Source organism: Kluyvera sp. CHPC 1.251 (genome assembly GCF_036759945.1).
GTDB lineage: Bacteria > Pseudomonadota > Gammaproteobacteria > Enterobacterales > Enterobacteriaceae > Kluyvera > Kluyvera sichuanensis.
The window spans coordinates 85,218-102,422 of the sequence record NZ_JAPKIC010000014.1 but is presented as its reverse complement, the minus strand read 5'-3'; the positions used below and the strand labels follow the sequence as shown (position 1 = coordinate 102,422).

The following is a 17,205-nucleotide window of genomic DNA, read 5'->3' as shown; positions in this document are numbered from 1 at the left end:
TCCGTATCTTCGAGTGCCCACACAGATTGTCTGATAAATTGTTAAAGAGCAGTGCCGCTTCGCTTTTTGTCAGCGGCGCGGGATGTGCATATTACGCTTTCCCGCTTGAGAGTCAAGCATTTATTTTCGCTTTCGTCTCTCGAGATTCTCAGGAGAACCTCGCTGACCCGGCGGCTTGCTTGCCGTTGTTCCGTGTCAGTGGAGGCGCATTATAGGGAGTTCTGAGACGTTGACAAGCCCTGTTTTAAAAAAACTTTTCAACCGTCTCTTTTTTGCTCAAATCAGGCTGAAACAGGCAGTTTTTCGAGCGTTTCAAAGCCGTAACGCTGTAAAACGGGTAAAAGTTGCTCAGTTTCTGTCGTCAACGCCATGCAGTAAGCCAGATTCGCATCGCTAGATTTCGCATCCGGCGCTTCATGCTCCAGCAGCCAGGCAGTACGACGCGCAATGGCCGCACCGGAATCGACCAATCGGGTACCTTCGGGAAGCACCTGCAGCAACTCATCCTGTAATAGAGGGAAGTGAGTACAGCCGAGCACGACGGTATCCGGCGGTTCCTGCATACGCAGCCATGGTCGCAGAATACGGCGCAGCTCTTCCAGAGGAACCGGTTCACCGTGCAGCTTCGCTTCAGCCAACTCCACCAGCTCGGCAGAACCCAGCATCTCGATGCGGCATTCATTGGCAAAGCGCGCAATCAGCTCATGAGTATAAGGACGTTTGACCGTACCCCGCGTTGCCAATAAACCCACAATACGGTTAGCCGACAGACGCGCTGCCGGTTTGATAGCCGGCACAACGCCCACAACCGGGAAGGCAAACTTGTCGCGCAACGCGGGCAGAGAGACCGTACTGGCCGTGTTACAGGCAATCACCGCCAGGGAAAGCGGGTAGCGTGCCTGTACCGCAGTGACAATTTCAACAACGCGCTCAACGATAAACTCTTCGCTCTTCTCCCCATAGGGGAACGCGACGTTATCGAAGGCATAGATGTAATGGAGATCCGGCAAGAGATGCCGGATCTCATCATAGACCGACAGCCCACCGACACCGGAGTCAAACACCAGTACGGTAGGACGTGGTTCAGAAGGTGTAGCTGCCAGACAAGGTGTATTCCCGTCCTGCAGTTTGGTAGCCATAAACTGTCTCGTAATCTTTATCGAACAGGTTGGCTATTTTACCACGAACTGTCAGGTGTGAGGTGATTGGATATGAGGCAGAGATATCCAATAGGCTATATGACGGCATACGACGCTGTGTGCTGGAAAACTGATTCGAGTTATTGTTGTAACTCTTGCCATAATATTGATAGGACAAATCCATATCAAAACCGAGCATCGTCCAATCCAGTTGGTATTTGTATTGCTGACGGGAACGATGAGCCAAAACTTCATTATCAGAATCCCGACGCGGGTCAAGATAGCCTACGCTAATACGGTGCGTCACTGGCCCAGTATCAAAGTCTCCTGTTAACTCGACACCTTTAATCGTTGCTGACTGGGTATTGTAGTACACCCCTGTCATACCGTTATCAGGAGAGTAATAGTCAATCAGGTTTTTGATTTTATTCTGGTATGCCGCAAGCCGCCAGTTAACCGGCCCTGTCAACCCTTGTAATCCGACTTCAAATTGACCAGATGTCTCTGCTTCCAAATTAGGGTTAGGAGCAATATATAAACGGCTTTGACCATACATTTGCCCCAGCGTAGGGGCCTGGAATCCTGTGCCATAGGAAATTGTTACCTGGTAATCAGGTACAAACTCCCAGCCTACTGCTGTTTGCCAGGTACCATTCCAACCAAATTGCTCGTTATCATCTCCACGCAGTGCGCCTTCAAGAGTTAACGTATCCACCTTTTGTTGCGCAGTCAGGTAATAACCGGTGTTATCGCGCTTATAATCATTGGAGTTATACGTATCTAGTGATGTCAGTTTTTGCTGTTGCCAGTCAATACCCGCACTAACCGTTCCTTTCCCTACTATGAAGCTGTTGCCCCACTGGACGTTTTTCTGCGTCATATCATCAAGTGTGGTCCCTGCTTGATACAAGCCCTGCGTACTGGAATAGTTATAGTCTTTATATTTCTGATAACTACCAGTAAGTTGTGTGGAGTAAAGATCATTATTCCATGCAAGCCCTGCTTCATAGGTGTGATTGTAAACCTGGTGCTCATCACCCCCATCTTTATAGCCCGCGTCATAGTCCGTATTGTTGCTATAACCATAACCACGAACAAAAGCGGATAATTCATCGGTAAATTTGTGGGTCACCCCAGCCCAGAATGTCTTATTACGGAAGCCATCACGGTCACTATCTCCCGGATATGATGAATCGGGTTGAACGTTGTAGCCTTTTGTATCAGTGAAAGAGCCAGCAATCGTCGCCAGTGTATCGTCGCCAAGTTCCTGATGCAGACTCGCATCGTATTGCTGGTAATGATTAGAACCCACCCCAACCTGAACTTTACCGCCGGGTTGCGTATTCTGGGTAATGATATTGATAACACCGCCAATTGCATCCGCGCCATAGACTGCCGAGCGAGGGCCACGAATCACTTCAATACGTTGAATCAAAGAGAGGGGGATTTGACTAAAATCGGCAATACCTGTAATTCCCGATTTAGCCAAAGGAATACCATCAATTAAAACCAAAGTATGGCGTGCTTCTGCACCACGAATATAAATATAACTGGATTGTCCCATCCCCCCATTTTGCGCGACATCCACACCGGGCAGGCGACGCATCACATCCGTCAGATCTCTCGATTGCCAACGATCGATATCTTCGCGTGTCACAATCTCAGTAGGGGCCAGTACGGAGTTTACAGGTTGCTGGAAGCGGTTGGCCGTCACCACCATCGAGTCGGAATTGCTGTCCTGCGCCCAGCCGGAAAATGCCGTGACGGATAACGCCGTCATCAGCGAAGCTTTTTTGATCATTTTTAAAAGCATCCAAATAGAAAAGGGATGCCGCAGGTTTTATCAGTTGCTCGCGACGATAAAACCCCATGCGACGTCATCCGGCAGGTCTTCGGGCTTGGAGGCTAAATAAAGAGGCGATAACTTCCCACGGCACGCCGCAGTGTCTGCATTGAATGCGCTCATCTCTTACCTTCCTTACCGCTGCGCGTCAGCCCCAGATTTACACTGGATTCCCTTTTAACTCACAGGACCGGTACGAAGATGCTACATTTAGTTACATATAGATGTCCAGACTGCTATTTATGATTTTCACCGTCATCGGCGCTGGACATCCCCTGAACAAGCCCTACAATCCCCGCGTACTTTTATTATTCAGGATGCATCATGACCCCCGAACATCTCCCAACCGAACAGTACGACGCTCAGCTCGCCGAGAAAGTCACTCGCCTGCAAACGATGATGACGCCGTTTAGCGCACCTGCGCCGGAGGTGTTTCGCTCGCCGGTCAGCCACTACCGGATGCGCGCCGAATTCCGCATCTGGCATGATGGCGATGACCTGTATCACATCATGTTCGACCAGCAGACTAAGAGCCGCATCCGCGTAGATGCCTTCCCTGCGGCAAGCCAGCTTATCAACACGCTGATGACCGCCGTGCTCGATGCCGTTCGTGATAACCGCGCGCTGCGCCACAAGCTGTTCCAGATTGACTACCTCACCACCCTGAGCAATCAAGCTGTCGTCTCGCTGCTATACCATAAAAAGCTCGATGACGAATGGCGTGAGCAGGCCGAAGCTCTGCGTGACGCGCTGCGCGCACAAGGGCTGAACGTGCACCTGATTGGCCGCGCGACCAAAACCAAAATTGAGCTCGACCAGGACTACATTGATGAACGTCTGCTGGTTGCAGGCAAAGAGATGATTTACCGTCAGGTGGAAAACAGCTTTACCCAGCCGAACGCCGCGATGAACATTCAGATGCTGGAGTGGGCGCTGGATGCTACGCAGAATTCACACGGCGACCTGCTGGAGCTGTACTGCGGTAACGGCAACTTCTCACTGGCGCTGGCGCGCAACTTTAACCGCGTTCTGGCGACTGAAATTGCCAAACCATCCGTGGCTGCCGCGCAGTACAACATCGCCGCTAACCAGATAGACAACGTGCAGATCATCCGCATGGCGGCAGAAGAGTTTACTCAGGCGATGAACGGCGTGCGGGAATTTAACCGTCTGCAGGGCATTGACCTGAAAAGCTACCAATGCGAGACGATTTTCGTCGATCCACCGCGCAGCGGGCTGGACAGCGAAACCGAGAAGATGGTGCAGGCGTATCCGAACATTCTGTACATCTCCTGTAACCCAGAGACGCTGTGCCAGAACCTGGAAACGTTAAGCCAGACGCACAATGTGACACGCCTGGCGCTGTTCGATCAGTTCCCGTATACCCATCATATGGAATGCGGTGTGCTGTTAACGAAGAAGTAAGACTGAAAGTAGGCCGGATAATCCGGCCTACAACTTATTGCTGTTCCTGCTTGCGGCTACGCAACTTCACGCCAATCCAGAAGACCATCGCCACCGACAGTACCGCCGGGAAGAAGTTAGAACCGATATCCGGGTACTCCGCACGTACCACAGTGCTGTATAACAGCACGCCAAGAATAAAGCAGGCGGCCGCCAGGCCCGGTAATCCGACCGGCATCGTACGATTCTGGTAACGTTGATGCAGGCAGTAAACCGTCAGCACCAGCGCAATAATAGGGAATATAGAGAAAGGTACGATGGAGCTGAACAGTGCCGCAAACGTCCCGTTAATCGATAAGCCAGCCAACAGCGCCAGCAGCAGCGTACCTTTATCTTGACCTGACTGTTTCATTGCTCGTCTACCACCTTATTCGGACTGATGTGTCATCTTCTCTTGTTCACGGCGATACCAGTAGTATGCGCCCTTGGAGATCATCCGTAACTGCAGCACCAGCCGTTCTTCCAGCTGTCGGCGCTGCTCAGGGCTTACATCCAGAGCCTCTGCACCCGCGCTAAATACTATAGTCACCATCGCCTCAGCCTGCGCTTCCGTAAACGCACGAGGCATATGGTTTTCGATTTCCAGATAGTCGGCAAGTTCCGCGATAAAATGCTGAATTTCGCGGGCGACCGCGGCACGAAATGCCGCCGAGGTGCCAGAACGTTCACGCAGCAGCAGGCGGAAGGCGTTCGGGTTATTGCCGATAAATTCCATAAAGGTTGAGACGGAGGTGCGGATAACGCTGCCACCCTTGGCGATACGCTGACGCGCCTGGCGCATCAGTTGACGCAGCATCAGGCCGCTCTCATCAACCATGGTCAGCCCAAGCTCATCGACATCGCGGAAATGACGATAAAAGGAGGTTGGCGCAATTCCCGCCTCGCGCGCCACTTCGCGCAGGCTCAGGCTGGCAAAGCTACGTTCGGCACTCAATTGACTAAATGCCGCTTCCACCAGCGAACGCCGGGTTTTTTCTTTTTGTTGCGCTCTAACACCCATCACGATGACTGAATCCTTCCACAAGCCGTGCTGGCACTATACCAGAGATTAAAACGAATCGACTTACGCAGCTTTGTTAATGATTGTTTACATGCTATTTATGCTATTTCGTATGAAAAAAGCCCAACGATAATTGGGTTATTACTTCGATGATGTTATGATTCTGTTGCTTTTATGTATAAGAACAGGTAAGCCTTACCATGCCACATTCCTACGATTATGATGCAATAGTAATTGGTTCCGGCCCCGGCGGCGAAGGTGCTGCTATGGGTCTGGTGAAGCAAGGAGCCCGTGTCGCCGTTATTGAGCGTTATCATAATGTCGGCGGCGGCTGTACCCACTGGGGTACCATCCCGTCCAAAGCCCTTCGCCACGCCGTTAGCCGTATTATCGAATTCAACCAGAACCCTCTCTACAGCGATCACAGCCGACTTCTCCGCTCCTCATTTGCCGACATCCTGAATCATGCCGATAGCGTTATCAATCAGCAAACTCACATGCGTCAGGGCTTTTATGAGCGTAATCACTGTGAAATGTTGCAGGGTGACGCCCGCTTCGTCGATGAGCACACCATCGCGCTGGAGTGTCCGGACGGTTCCGTCGAAACGTTCACCGCCGATAAGTTCGTGATTGCCTGCGGCTCACGCCCATATCGCCCGGCCGACGTCGACTTTACCCACCCGCGCGTTTACGACAGCGACTCGATTCTCAGCCTGCACCACGAACCGCGCCACGTGATTATCTACGGCGCAGGGGTTATCGGCTGCGAATATGCGTCTATCTTCCGTGGAATGGAGGTTAAGGTTGATCTCATCAACACCCGCGACCGTCTGCTGGCCTTCCTCGATCAAGAAATGTCAGATTCGCTCTCTTACCACTTCTGGAACAGCGGCGTCGTTATTCGCCACAACGAAGAGTACGAGAAGATTGAAGGCGTGGACGATGGCGTGATCATGCACTTGAAGTCTGGCAAGAAGCTCAAAGCCGACTGCCTGCTGTTCGCCAACGGCCGTACCGGTAACACCGATTCGCTGTCGCTGGAAAACATCGGGCTACAGGCCGATGGCCGCGGTCAGCTGAAAGTGAACAGCATGTACCAGACCGCGCTGCCGCACGTCTATGCCGTCGGTGACGTTATCGGTTATCCGAGCCTGGCTTCTGCTGCCTACGATCAGGGCCGTATTGCCGCGCAGGCGCTGATGAAAGGTGAAGCCACCGCGCATCTGATTGAAGACATCCCGACCGGTATCTATACCATTCCGGAAATCAGCTCCGTCGGCAAAACCGAACAGCAGTTGACCGCGATGAAAGTGCCGTATGAGGTAGGTCGTGCGCAGTTTAAACACCTGGCGCGAGCGCAAATCGTCGGCATGAGCGTGGGAAGCCTGAAGATCCTGTTCCATCGGGAGACCAAGGAGATCCTCGGTATTCACTGCTTTGGTGAGCGCGCGGCCGAAATTATTCATATCGGCCAGGCAATTATGGAGCAGAAAGGTGGTGGTAACACCATTGAGTACTTCGTTAACACCACCTTTAACTACCCAACCATGGCGGAAGCCTATCGGGTAGCGGCGCTAAACGGCTTAAACCGCCTGTTTTAACGCGCTGTCAAAATGGCCGTCCATCGTTTCGCGGACGGCCTCTGCCAGCTGCTCATAGCGGCCGCGTAGAGGCGATCCCGGGCGATAGACCAGGCCAACGGTGCGGCGTGGTTCCGGCTTAATGCACGGCAGGTACACGACGCCATCGCGTTGGCGTTCCTGCGGCACGGCGAGTGCAGGCAGCAGCGTAATACCGCTTCCCGCCGCCACCATATTGCGCAGCGTTTCCAGGCTGGTCGCGCGGAAATGCGTATCTTCATCCGCACCCGCCTCAAAGCAGAAACCCATCGCCTGGTCGCGCAGGCAGTGCCCGTCTTCCAGCATCAGCAGCTTCTCACCGGCAAGATCCGACATCGGTACGCGATCGCGCTCTGCCCACGGGTGATCGGCATAGATCGCCAGCATCATCGGCTCATCGAACAGCGGCACCTCAATAAAGGCTTCACTCTCTTTCACCAGCGCCAGAATCGCACAGTCCAGCTTACCGCTATCGAGCTGCGCCAGCAGTTGATGGGTCTGCGCTTCATGCAGGTACATTTCGAGCTTCGGGAAGGTCTGGTGCAGCATGGGAATAATATGAGGCAGCAGGTACGGGCCAACGGTTGGGATCAGGCCGATATGCAACGGGCCGGACATCGTCTCCCCCTGCTGGCTTGCCATCTCCTTCAGCACTTTGACCTCGCGTAATACGGTACGCGCCTGGTCCACCAGCAGCAGCCCCGCCTGGGTGAACAGCACTTTGCGGCTGGTGCGCTCCAGCAGCATGACGCCCAGTTCATCTTCCAGCTTACGAATCTGCCCACTCAGGGTTGGCTGGCTGACATGGCAGGAATCTGCCGCCCGGCGGAAGTGCCGGTGTTCAGCTAACGCCACCAGGTATTCAAGATCACGAATATTCATTATTCATCCTCCATCGCCACGATAGTTCATGGCGATAGATAGAATAGCAATGAATGATTATCCCTATCAAGCGTTCTGTTCAATAATACAGCACAGAAACAGGTGACCCTTGTTTAACCCTTGAAGTCGTCACACTGATTCGGAGTTTCTCTCAAACTCGACAAATAAAGCCAACATGAACGTTTGCGGGCCCCGTGCCCGCTTTTTTTTGGCCGTAAAAAACCCGACGTCGCTGCGCTCGGCCGGGCTACATTCTCCCCTCGCCCTGTGGGAGAGGGGTTGGGGTGAGGGCATCAGCCCGCAGAGGATTAACCCAAGCGCGCCTTCGCGTCGCTAATCGCCTGCGCTACCTGCTTCGGTGACACGCCACCTTTTGCCGCTCGCTTATCAAGGCAGGATTGCAGCGACAGAATTGGGTAAACATCGTCACCAATCACCGCGCTGAATTTTTGCAGGTCAGCCAGCGCCAGATCCTCCAGTGGTTTGCCCTGAGCAATGGCCTCGACCACCGCTTCGCCCACGATATGGTGCGCTTCACGGAACGGAACGCCTTTCGCCACCAGATAATCCGCCAGTTCGGTGGCGTTTGCATAACCCTGCTGTGCCGCTTCCTGGCAACGTGGACGCTTCACCTGAATACCGTCCAGCACCAGCGCCGCCATATGCAAGCAGTCCATCCAGGTATCAAGCGCGTCGAATACGCCCTCTTTGTCTTCCTGCATATCTTTGTTGTAGGCCAGCGGCAAACCTTTCAAGGTCATCATCATGCCGGTCAGCGCACCCTGTACGCGGCCACACTTACCGCGGATAAGCTCGAGCGCATCCGGGTTTTTCTTCTGCGGCATCAGGGAGGAACCTGAGGTCACGCGGTCAGACAGCTCAACAAAGCCCGCTTCACCGGTATTAAAGAAGATCAGATCTTCAGCAAAGCGCGACAGGTGCACCATGCCGATGGACGCATCAGACAGTAGTTCCAGCACGTGGTCACGGTCAGAAACGCTGTCCAGGCTGTTACGGGTGGCAGACGCAAAGCCCAACCAGCCCGCCAGCTGTTCACGGTCGATTTCATAGGCGGTACCCGCCAGCGCGCCGCAGCCCAGCGGGCTCACGTCCAGACGCTTGAGAGTATCCTGCAGGCGGCTTTCGTCACGCGCCAGCATCTCAACGTAGGCCAGGCACCAGTGCGCGAAGGTCACCGGCTGCGCACGCTGCAGGTGGGTATATCCCGGCATCACCGCATCCTGGTTGGCCTGCGCGGTGTCGACCAGCGCGCTTTGCAGCTGGCGGATAGCCGTCAGCAGCTCAGCAACGGTATCTTTGCACCACAGCTTGAGGTCGGTCGCGACCTGGTCGTTACGGCTACGGCCGGTGTGCAGTTTTTTACCCAGTTGGCCGACTTTGTCGATAAGCTTACCTTCTACCCAGCTATGGATATCTTCGGCATCGCTTTCCAGAATCTGCTGCGGGTTTGCCCGCACTTCTTCCAGCAGCACGCCCAGCGCGGCTTCCAGTTGAGATTGCTCTTCCGCCGTCAGCACACCCACTGTCACCAGCGCTTTGGACCAGGCAACAGAGCCAACGATATCCTGCTCCGCCAGGCGATAGTCAAAGCGTAAAGAGTCGTTGAACTGTTTGAACCGCTGATCAGCTGCCTGAGTAAAACGCCCACCCCAAAGTGCCATAACATGCTTCCTTAAATTCGTTTATTTATGCCGGGTAGTTTCCGGCCTGAAAACAACCCTCACCCCGACCCTCTCCCTGAGGGAGAGGGAGAAAACCAGCGCCGACCGGTCCCCTCGCCCCTCCGGGTAGAGGGTTAGGGTGAGGGGAAAATCACTTAAGCCAGAATACGCGTACCAATTGGCGTACCGTTAAACAGCGCCGGCAATTGCTCCGCGTGACGCCATGAAGCGATATCCACCGGGCGACCCAGGGTACGTGCCGCATCAAGCGCCGCGTTGACCTTCACAATCATCCCGTCGGTAATAATGCCCTGCTCAATCAGCTGTTCTGCCTTCGCCGCGGTCATTTCCGCGATACGCTGGCCTTTACCGTCAAGAATGCCGCTCACGTCGGAGAGCAGAATCAGGTCTGCGCCAAGCGTAGCCGCCAGCGCGGTTGCTGCCTGATCAGCATTGACGTTCATCAGTTGCCCTTCGGCGGTCACGCCGATAGAGCTCACCACCGGCAGGAAACCGCCTTCCAGCAGCAGATTAATCAGTTTAGGCGAACCCGGCTGCGCCAGACCCACGTGGCCCAGCTCTTCATCCAGTTTGCTCACCTGCACACTGTCGCCGTCGCCGAGGAACAGGCCAACGGAAGCAATATCATGCTTCTTCGCCCATGCCAGCAGCGTTTTGTTGGCGGTACCCGCCAGCGCGCCGGTAATAATGTCGATTTGATCGGCAGGCGTGACGCGCAGACCATTTTTCTTTTTCACCGGCAGGTTGAGCTGTTTCATCAGCTCATCCACTACGCAGCCACCACCGTGGACAATCACCAGCGGGCGCTGATGCGACTCACGGTAGTTCACCAGCGCGGTAAACAGACGCTCCAGCGCCTCTTCGCTATCCAGTAACACGCCGCCCAGTTTGATAATTAATGGATTCATCGTCGTCACACCTTAAATAAGAGACTGCGTCTCAGCGAAGCCGAAACGGATATTGGCGCACTGCACGGCCTGTGCGGCAGCGCCTTTCAATAGGTTGTCTTCGGTCGCTACAACGATCAGGTGCTCGCCCTGCACGGCAAAACCGATATCGCAGAACGGCAGGCCGACCACATTTTTCAGTGCCGGAACGCCCTTCTCGTATAAACGCACCATCGGCTTGTCGCCGTAGGCCTGTTGTAAGGTTTCTGCCACCTGAGCGTGGGTCACGCCCGGCTTCAGACGACAGGTAATGGTTTCCAGAATGCCGCGCGGGAAGTTGCCCAGATGCGGGGTGAAAATCACCTCTGCGCCCAGGTGACTGGCGATTTCCGGCTGATGGCGATGGGTGAACACACCGTACGGCTGCAGGCTCACTTCGCAGAAGCTATTAGAGATAGCCGCTTTACGTCCCGCACCGCTCACGCCACTGGTGGCGTTGATCACTGGCCACTGATTGAGATCCAGGAGATCGGCATCAATCAGGGGTTTCAGAGAAAGCTGCGCCGCCGTCGGGTAACAGCCCGGCACCGCAATCAGGTTCGCCTCTTTCAGCGCCTCGGCGCTCCACTCGGCCAGGCCGTACACCGCTTGCGCCAGCAGCTCAGGGTGCTGATGGGTAAAGCCATAGTATTTTTCATAAAAGGCGCCGTCGTTGACGCGGAACGCACCGGAAAGGTCGAATACCACGCAGCCTGCCGCGAGGAACTGCGGGGCCAAATCGTGACTCACTTCGTGGGCGGTCGCCAGGAACACCACATCAACACCGGCGCTGAATTCGCGGATATCGGACATCGGCTGCAGCGGCAGATCGACAATCCCTTTCAGCTGTGGATGCAAATCGGAGATTAACTTTCCTGCATCATTGCTTTGCGCTGAGACCGTCAAAGCGGTTATGTTCATATGAGGATGGCGATTTACATAGGTCACAAGCTCTGCGCCAGCGTAACCGCTCGCGCCCACAATCAGCGTATTCAACATCGGGGCTGCTCACCTTCTTATGTCAGTTTGCCTGATTAAGCGTTTTCTATTCACCCTACCGTTGGTGGGTTTTCTTACGCCTAATGATAATGTATTTTTATTCACAAATACTGCATGAATATTGATACTATCATGACCCGAGGTGTGTCAACAATGAAAAACAATTTACCCCCATTTATCGAGATTTACCGTGCGTTGATCGGCACTCCTTCCATCAGCGCAACCGAAGAAGCGCTCGATCAGAGCAATGCGTCTTTAATCACTCTGCTTGCTGACTGGTTCGCCTCATTAGGCTTCAACGTTGAGGTGCAGCCGGTTCCCGGCACGCGCAATAAATTCAACCTGCTGGCCAGCACCGGACACGGCGCAGGTGGCCTGCTGCTGGCCGGTCATACTGATACCGTACCATTCGACGACGGCCGCTGGACCCGCGACCCGTTTACCCTCACCGAGCATGACAACAAGCTCTACGGTCTGGGCACCGCCGACATGAAAGGCTTCTTCGCCTTTATTCTGGACGCGCTGCGTGATGTTGACGTGACGACGCTGAAAAAGCCGCTCTATATTCTGGCCACCGCCGATGAAGAGACCAGCATGGCGGGGGCTCGCTACTTCTCCGAATCTACCGAACTGCGCCCGGACTGCGCCATCATCGGTGAACCCACTTCGCTGCAGCCAGTACGCGCACATAAAGGTCATATGTCGAACGCCATCCGCGTGATGGGCCAGTCCGGCCACTCCAGCGACCCGGCGCGCGGCGTCAACGCCATTGAGATCATGCACGACGCGATTGGCCGCGTGATGCAGCTGCGCGACTCGCTGAAAGAACGCTATCACTACGACGCGTTCACCGTGCCGTATCCAACGCTCAACCTCGGCAGCCTTCACGGCGGCGATGCTTCCAACCGTATCTGCGCCTGCTGCGAGCTGCATATGGACATCCGGCCGCTACCGGGCATGACGTTGAACGATCTGAACGGCCTGCTTGACGAAGCCCTTGAGCCAGTCAGCGCCCAGTGGCCGGGCCGCCTGACCATTAGCGAGCTGCACCCGCCGATTCCAGGCTACGAATGCCCGCCGGATCACCAGCTGGTTCAGGTGCTGGAAAAACTGCTCGGCACGAAGACCGCAGTGGTGAACTACTGCACCGAAGCGCCGTTTATCCAGACCCTGTGCCCGACTATCGTCCTGGGTCCAGGCTCAATAAACCAGGCGCACCAGCCGGACGAATATCTGGAAACGCGCTTTATTAAGCCGACGCGCGAGTTAATTTCCCAGGTCGTGCATCACTTCTGCTGGCACTAATGAATTTTGCCCGGTAACTCCATGCTTACCGGGCCTATCCCGTCAGTAGGCCGGATAAGCGCAGCGCCATCCGGCACCTTTCCACCCTCGCGATCCCGCGATCTCCTTCACATTTTCATAAGCATTTCTTATCTGGCACGATGCGAATTAACTTTCATAAATTGTCGCGATTTATTCGTTTGCTGAAGCGATTTCGCAGCAATTGACGTACGGGTTTTTACGTGGCTTTATAAAAGAGGTGTCTTTATCTCGCCCTTACGTTCCAGGGGTTGGGATATAACAAAATAAAATGAGATGGGGTGTCTGGGTTAATGAACGAACAATATTCCGCGTTGCGTAGTAATGTCAGTATGCTCGGTAAAGTGCTAGGCGATACCATCAAGGATGCGCTTGGTGAGAACATTCTTGACCGTGTAGAAACGATCCGTAAGTTGTCCAAATCTTCTCGTGCGGGCAATGAAGCCAATCGCCAGGAGCTGCTCACCACGTTGCAGAACCTGTCCAACGATGAGCTGCTGCCGGTCGCCCGCGCGTTCAGTCAGTTCCTGAACCTGGCCAACACCGCCGAGCAGTACCACAGCATTTCGCCAAAAGGCGAAGCGGCAAGCAACCCGGAAGTGATTGCTCGTACCCTGCGTAAACTCAAAGACCAACCCAATCTCGACGAAACCACAATTAAAAAAGCCGTTGAATCCCTGTCGCTTGAGCTGGTGCTCACCGCGCACCCAACGGAAATCACACGTCGTACGCTGATTCACAAAATGGGTGAGATCAACAACTGCCTGAAGCAGCTCGATAACACCGATATCGCCGACTACGAACGCAACCAGGTGATGCGCCGTCTGCGCCAGCTGATTGCCCAGTCCTGGCACACCGATGAGATTCGTAAGCATCGCCCAAGCCCGGTTGATGAAGCCAAATGGGGCTTTGCGGTGGTGGAAAATAGCCTGTGGGAAGGCGTACCAAACTACCTGCGCGAACTGAACGAACAGCTGGAAGAGAACCTCGGCTACCAGCTGCCGGTTGATTTCGTGCCGGTACGCTTCACCTCCTGGATGGGCGGTGACCGCGACGGCAACCCGAACGTGACCGCGGAAATCACCCGCCACGTCCTGCTGCTCAGCCGCTGGAAAGCGACCGACCTGTTCCTGAAAGACATTCAGATTCTGATTTCTGAACTGTCGATGGTTGAGTGTACCGATGAGCTGCGCGAACTGGTTGGCGAAGCTGGTGCCACCGAACCGTACCGTTTCCTGATGAAAAACCTGCGTACCCGTCTGCTGGCTACCCAGGCGTGGCTGGAAGCGCGCCTGAAAGGCGAGCGTCTGCCGAAGCCGGCGGGCCTGATCAGCCAGAACGAACAGCTGTGGGAACCGCTATACGCCTGCTATAAATCACTGCAGGCCTGCGGGATGGGCATTATCGCCAACGGCGAACTGCTCGACACCCTGCGCCGCGTGAAGTGTTTTGGCGTGCCGCTGGTGCGTATCGACGTGCGTCAGGAAAGCACCCGTCACACCGAAGCGCTGGGCGAACTGACCCGCTATCTGGGCATCGGCGACTACGAAAGCTGGTCTGAAGCCGACAAGCAGGCCTTCCTGATCCGCGAACTGAACTCCAAACGTCCGCTTCTCCCGCGTAGCTGGGAGCCAAGCAACGAAACCCGTGAAGTCCTCAATACCTGTAAAGCGATTGTCGATGCGCCTATCGGCTCGGTCGCCGCCTACGTTATCTCAATGGCGAAAACGCCGTCCGACGTGCTGGCCGTTCACCTGCTGCTGAAAGAAGCGGGCATTACCTTCGCGCTACCGGTTGCTCCACTGTTCGAAACCCTGGACGACCTGAACAACGCCGACGACGTCATGACGCAGCTGCTGAGCATCGATTGGTATCGCGGCTTTATTCAGGGCAAGCAGATGGTCATGATCGGCTATTCCGATTCCGCCAAAGATGCGGGCGTAATGGCGGCATCCTGGGCGCAGTATCAGGCGCAGGACGCGCTGATCAAAACCTGTGAAAAAGCAGGCATCGAGCTGACGCTGTTCCACGGTCGCGGTGGCTCTATCGGCCGCGGCGGCGCACCGGCGCACGCTGCTCTGCTCTCCCAGCCTCCGGGCAGCCTGAAAGGCGGCCTGCGCGTGACAGAACAGGGCGAGATGATCCGCTTCAAATACGGTCTGCCGGAAATCACCGTCAGCAGCCTGTCGCTGTACACCAGCGCCATTCTGGAAGCGAACCTGCTGCCACCGCCGGAGCCAAAAGAAGAGTGGCGCGGCATCATGGACGAACTGTCGGATATCTCCTGCGAGATGTACCGCGGCTACGTACGTGAAAACAAAGATTTCGTACCGTATTTCCGCTCCGCCACGCCGGAGCAGGAGCTGGGCAAACTACCATTGGGTTCACGCCCGGCAAAACGTCGCGCCACCGGCGGCGTCGAGTCACTGCGTGCGATTCCATGGATCTTCGCCTGGACGCAGAACCGCTTGATGCTGCCAGCCTGGCTGGGCGCCGGCGCGGCGCTGCAAAAAGTGGTTGAAGACGGTAAACAGAGCAAGCTGGAAGCCATGTGCCGCGACTGGCCGTTCTTCTCCACCCGTCTGGGTATGCTGGAGATGGTCTACTCGAAGGCTGACCTGTGGCTGGCGGAATACTACGACCAGCGTCTGGTGAAAAAAGAGTTGTGGGGTCTGGGCACCGAGCTGCGTGAGCAGCTGGAAGCCGACATCAAAGTGGTGCTGGATATCGCCAACGATGCGCACCTGATGGCCGACCTGCCGTGGATTGCCGAATCTATCCAACTACGTAACGTCTACACCGACCCGCTGAACGTGCTACAGGCCGAACTGCTGCACCGTTCACGTAAAGCGGAAGAAGAAGGTCTGGAACCGAACCATAACGTGGAGCAGGCGCTGATGGTCACCATCGCGGGCGTTGCTGCGGGTATGCGTAACACCGGTTAATCTCTCCCCCATGTAGCCCGGATAAGGCAACACCGCCATCCGGACGACCTGCACGCCAAAAGGCCACATTCTTTGTGGCCTTTTTTTATCCCCTCAGTTAAGGTTTCTTCGTTGTTCACCACGACAGAGAGCCCCATGCTTTTCGACATCAACCCGCTGCTTTCCCACATCGCCTCAGGCGCCACGCCGCTGCAAAGAATCTGGTTTGCCGGGAATCACGCGCCAGTGCCGGAGATGGCGTTTCAGGTCGATTTTCCGCGGCTGGAGATCCTGCTTGAAGGGCAGCTCACCGATGCCGCGCTGGGTGAACCCATGCTGGCGCTCGATGCGCTCTACGTTCCCGCTGGCGGCTGGAATTTCCCGCAGTGGCAGACCCCGGTCACCACGCTGAGCATTCTATTTGGCAAGCAACAACTGGGGTTTAGCGTGCAGCAATGGGATGGGCATCAGTTGAAAAACATGGCTAAGCAGCACGTCGCTCGCCGAGGCCCGCGCGTCGGCTCTTTCCTGTTGCAAACCATGGGTGAAATTCAGATGCAGCCGCAGGAGCAGCAAACCGCCCGGCTGATTGCCACCAGCCTGATCAGCCACTGTGCCGATCTGCTCAGCAGCCAGATCCAGACTGCCTCACGCAGCCAGGCGCTGTTCGACGCCATCCGTGAGCATATCGATAGCCACTTTGCCGAACCGCTGACCCGCGAATCGGTGGCACAGGCGTTCTACATTTCTCCCAACTATCTGTCGCATCTGTTTCAGAAAAGCGGGGTAATGGGATTTAACGAATACCTCAACCACACCCGGCTGGAGCACGCCAGACGGCTGTTGAAGGGCTACGATCTGAAGGTCAAAGAGATTGCCCACGCCTGTGGGTTTGTCGACAGTAACTACTTCTGCCGCCTATTCCGTAAAAATACTGACCGTTCGCCGTCAGAGTACCGCCGTCAGTACCACAGTCAGCTGACTACGACAGAATAATATGCGTATGCTGCGGCGCGGAGAGCAGCTTACGCACCGCGGTCATGACCTTCTGCGGCTCGCGTAAAAAGGCGCTAATCCCAGACTGCACGCAACGGCTTTGGGTAAAACGGTCTGCGCCGTTGAGCTCGATATCGGTAATCAGCAGCACCGCGTCGGCCCGACGGATGTCATCTTCCGTCAGCGCATTTTCAATGCCAAGCGCCCCCTGCGTTTCAATCTTTATGGTCCACTTTTCCTGCTGACAGAGTTTTTCCAGACGTTCCGCCGCCATGTAGGTATGAGCTACCCCACTGACGCAGGCCGTTACCGCTACCAGCACTCTTCCGCTCGTTACCGTCATCGTCTCCTCCTTGCAGAAAACAAACGCTGGCGGGCGCAAAAAAT

The 17,205-nt window shown here is 55.2% G+C and carries 15 protein-coding genes and 1 riboswitch; of the genes, 6 read left to right on the top strand and 9 right to left on the bottom strand.

The annotated features are described in order from the left end of the window. Window positions 1–215, top strand: a 215-nt coding sequence (locus V6940_RS20955; protein WP_333497178.1) for a hypothetical protein, incomplete at its 5' end; no start/stop codon positions are given. A gap of 66 nt (window positions 216–281) precedes the next feature. Here the strand turns inward: V6940_RS20955 and murI are convergent. Further along, window positions 282–1,139: a glutamate racemase gene (gene murI, locus V6940_RS20950; RefSeq protein WP_333497177.1), complete on the bottom strand. Its 858-nt coding sequence runs from the start codon at window positions 1,137–1,139 to the stop codon at window positions 282–284. Next, on the bottom strand, window positions 1,084–2,940 hold the full coding sequence (gene btuB, locus V6940_RS20945) for a TonB-dependent vitamin B12 receptor BtuB (RefSeq protein ID WP_333497176.1): 1,857 nt from the start codon (window positions 2,938–2,940) through the stop codon (window positions 1,084–1,086). Before btuB ends, murI begins: the two co-directional genes overlap by 56 nt. A gap of 65 nt (window positions 2,941–3,005) precedes the next feature. Continuing rightward, a riboswitch (cobalamin riboswitch) is annotated at window positions 3,006–3,192 on the bottom strand. A gap of 114 nt (window positions 3,193–3,306) precedes the next feature. Here btuB and trmA point away from each other — a divergent pair. Next, a complete protein-coding gene (gene trmA / locus V6940_RS20940) occupies window positions 3,307–4,407 on the top strand; it encodes a tRNA (uridine(54)-C5)-methyltransferase TrmA (protein ID WP_333497175.1) in 1,101 nt (366 codons plus the stop codon). Window positions 4,408–4,441: 34 nt separating this feature from the next. On the opposite strand, the gene V6940_RS20935 is transcribed toward trmA, so the two are convergent. Both V6940_RS20935 and fabR read right to left on the bottom strand, forming a co-directional pair. Beyond that, entirely contained in the window at window positions 4,442–4,798 is a 357-nt protein-coding gene (locus V6940_RS20935) for a YijD family membrane protein (RefSeq protein ID WP_185668784.1), read from the bottom strand. Window positions 4,799–4,813: 15 nt separating this feature from the next. Further along, window positions 4,814–5,449 (bottom strand): HTH-type transcriptional repressor FabR, encoded by a 636-nt coding sequence (fabR, locus tag V6940_RS20930; protein ID WP_185668785.1) that lies wholly within the window; start codon window positions 5,447–5,449, stop codon window positions 4,814–4,816. A gap of 197 nt (window positions 5,450–5,646) precedes the next feature. On the opposite strand from fabR, the gene sthA reads away from it, so the two are divergent. After that, window positions 5,647–7,047, top strand: a complete 1,401-nt coding sequence (gene sthA, locus V6940_RS20925) for a Si-specific NAD(P)(+) transhydrogenase (protein ID WP_333497174.1) — start codon at window positions 5,647–5,649, stop codon at window positions 7,045–7,047. On the opposite strand, the gene oxyR is transcribed toward sthA, so the two are convergent. The 4 genes from oxyR to argC all read right to left on the bottom strand — a co-directional run bounded on the left by oxyR (window position 7,030) and on the right by argC (window position 11,575). After that, a complete protein-coding gene (gene oxyR, locus V6940_RS20920) occupies window positions 7,030–7,947 on the bottom strand; it encodes a DNA-binding transcriptional regulator OxyR (RefSeq protein WP_333497173.1) in 918 nt (305 codons plus the stop codon). The two genes, sthA and oxyR, sit on opposite strands and share 18 nt — an antisense overlap. Before the next feature lie 308 nt (window positions 7,948–8,255). After that, a complete protein-coding gene (argH, locus tag V6940_RS20915) occupies window positions 8,256–9,629 on the bottom strand; it encodes an argininosuccinate lyase (protein ID WP_333497172.1) in 1,374 nt (457 codons plus the stop codon). 155 nt (window positions 9,630–9,784) lie between these two features. Then, the gene (gene argB, locus V6940_RS20910) at window positions 9,785–10,558 is read right to left on the bottom strand and encodes an acetylglutamate kinase (RefSeq protein ID WP_185668789.1); all 774 of its coding nucleotides are present in this window, start codon (window positions 10,556–10,558) and stop codon (window positions 9,785–9,787) included. 12 nt (window positions 10,559–10,570) lie between these two features. Beyond that, window positions 10,571–11,575: an N-acetyl-gamma-glutamyl-phosphate reductase gene (gene argC / locus V6940_RS20905; protein WP_333497171.1), complete on the bottom strand. Its 1,005-nt coding sequence runs from the start codon at window positions 11,573–11,575 to the stop codon at window positions 10,571–10,573. Window positions 11,576–11,728: 153 nt separating this feature from the next. Between argC and argE the strand changes: the two genes are divergently transcribed. The 3 genes from argE (at window position 11,729) to V6940_RS20890 (ending at window position 16,818) form a co-directional block, all read left to right on the top strand. Continuing rightward, a complete protein-coding gene (argE, locus tag V6940_RS20900; protein WP_333497170.1) occupies window positions 11,729–12,880 on the top strand; it encodes an acetylornithine deacetylase in 1,152 nt (383 codons plus the stop codon). Between the two features lie 311 nt (window positions 12,881–13,191). Continuing rightward, window positions 13,192–15,843 (top strand): phosphoenolpyruvate carboxylase, encoded by a 2,652-nt coding sequence (ppc, locus tag V6940_RS20895; RefSeq protein ID WP_185668792.1) that lies wholly within the window; start codon window positions 13,192–13,194, stop codon window positions 15,841–15,843. Between the two features lie 135 nt (window positions 15,844–15,978). Continuing rightward, on the top strand, window positions 15,979–16,818 hold the full coding sequence (locus tag V6940_RS20890; RefSeq protein WP_333497169.1) for a helix-turn-helix transcriptional regulator: 840 nt from the start codon (window positions 15,979–15,981) through the stop codon (window positions 16,816–16,818). Here the strand turns inward: V6940_RS20890 and V6940_RS20885 are convergent. After that, entirely contained in the window at window positions 16,805–17,161 is a 357-nt protein-coding gene (locus tag V6940_RS20885; RefSeq protein WP_333497168.1) for a PTS fructose-like transporter subunit IIB, read from the bottom strand. The genes V6940_RS20890 and V6940_RS20885 overlap by 14 nt on opposite strands. Window positions 17,162–17,205 lie beyond the last annotated feature (44 nt).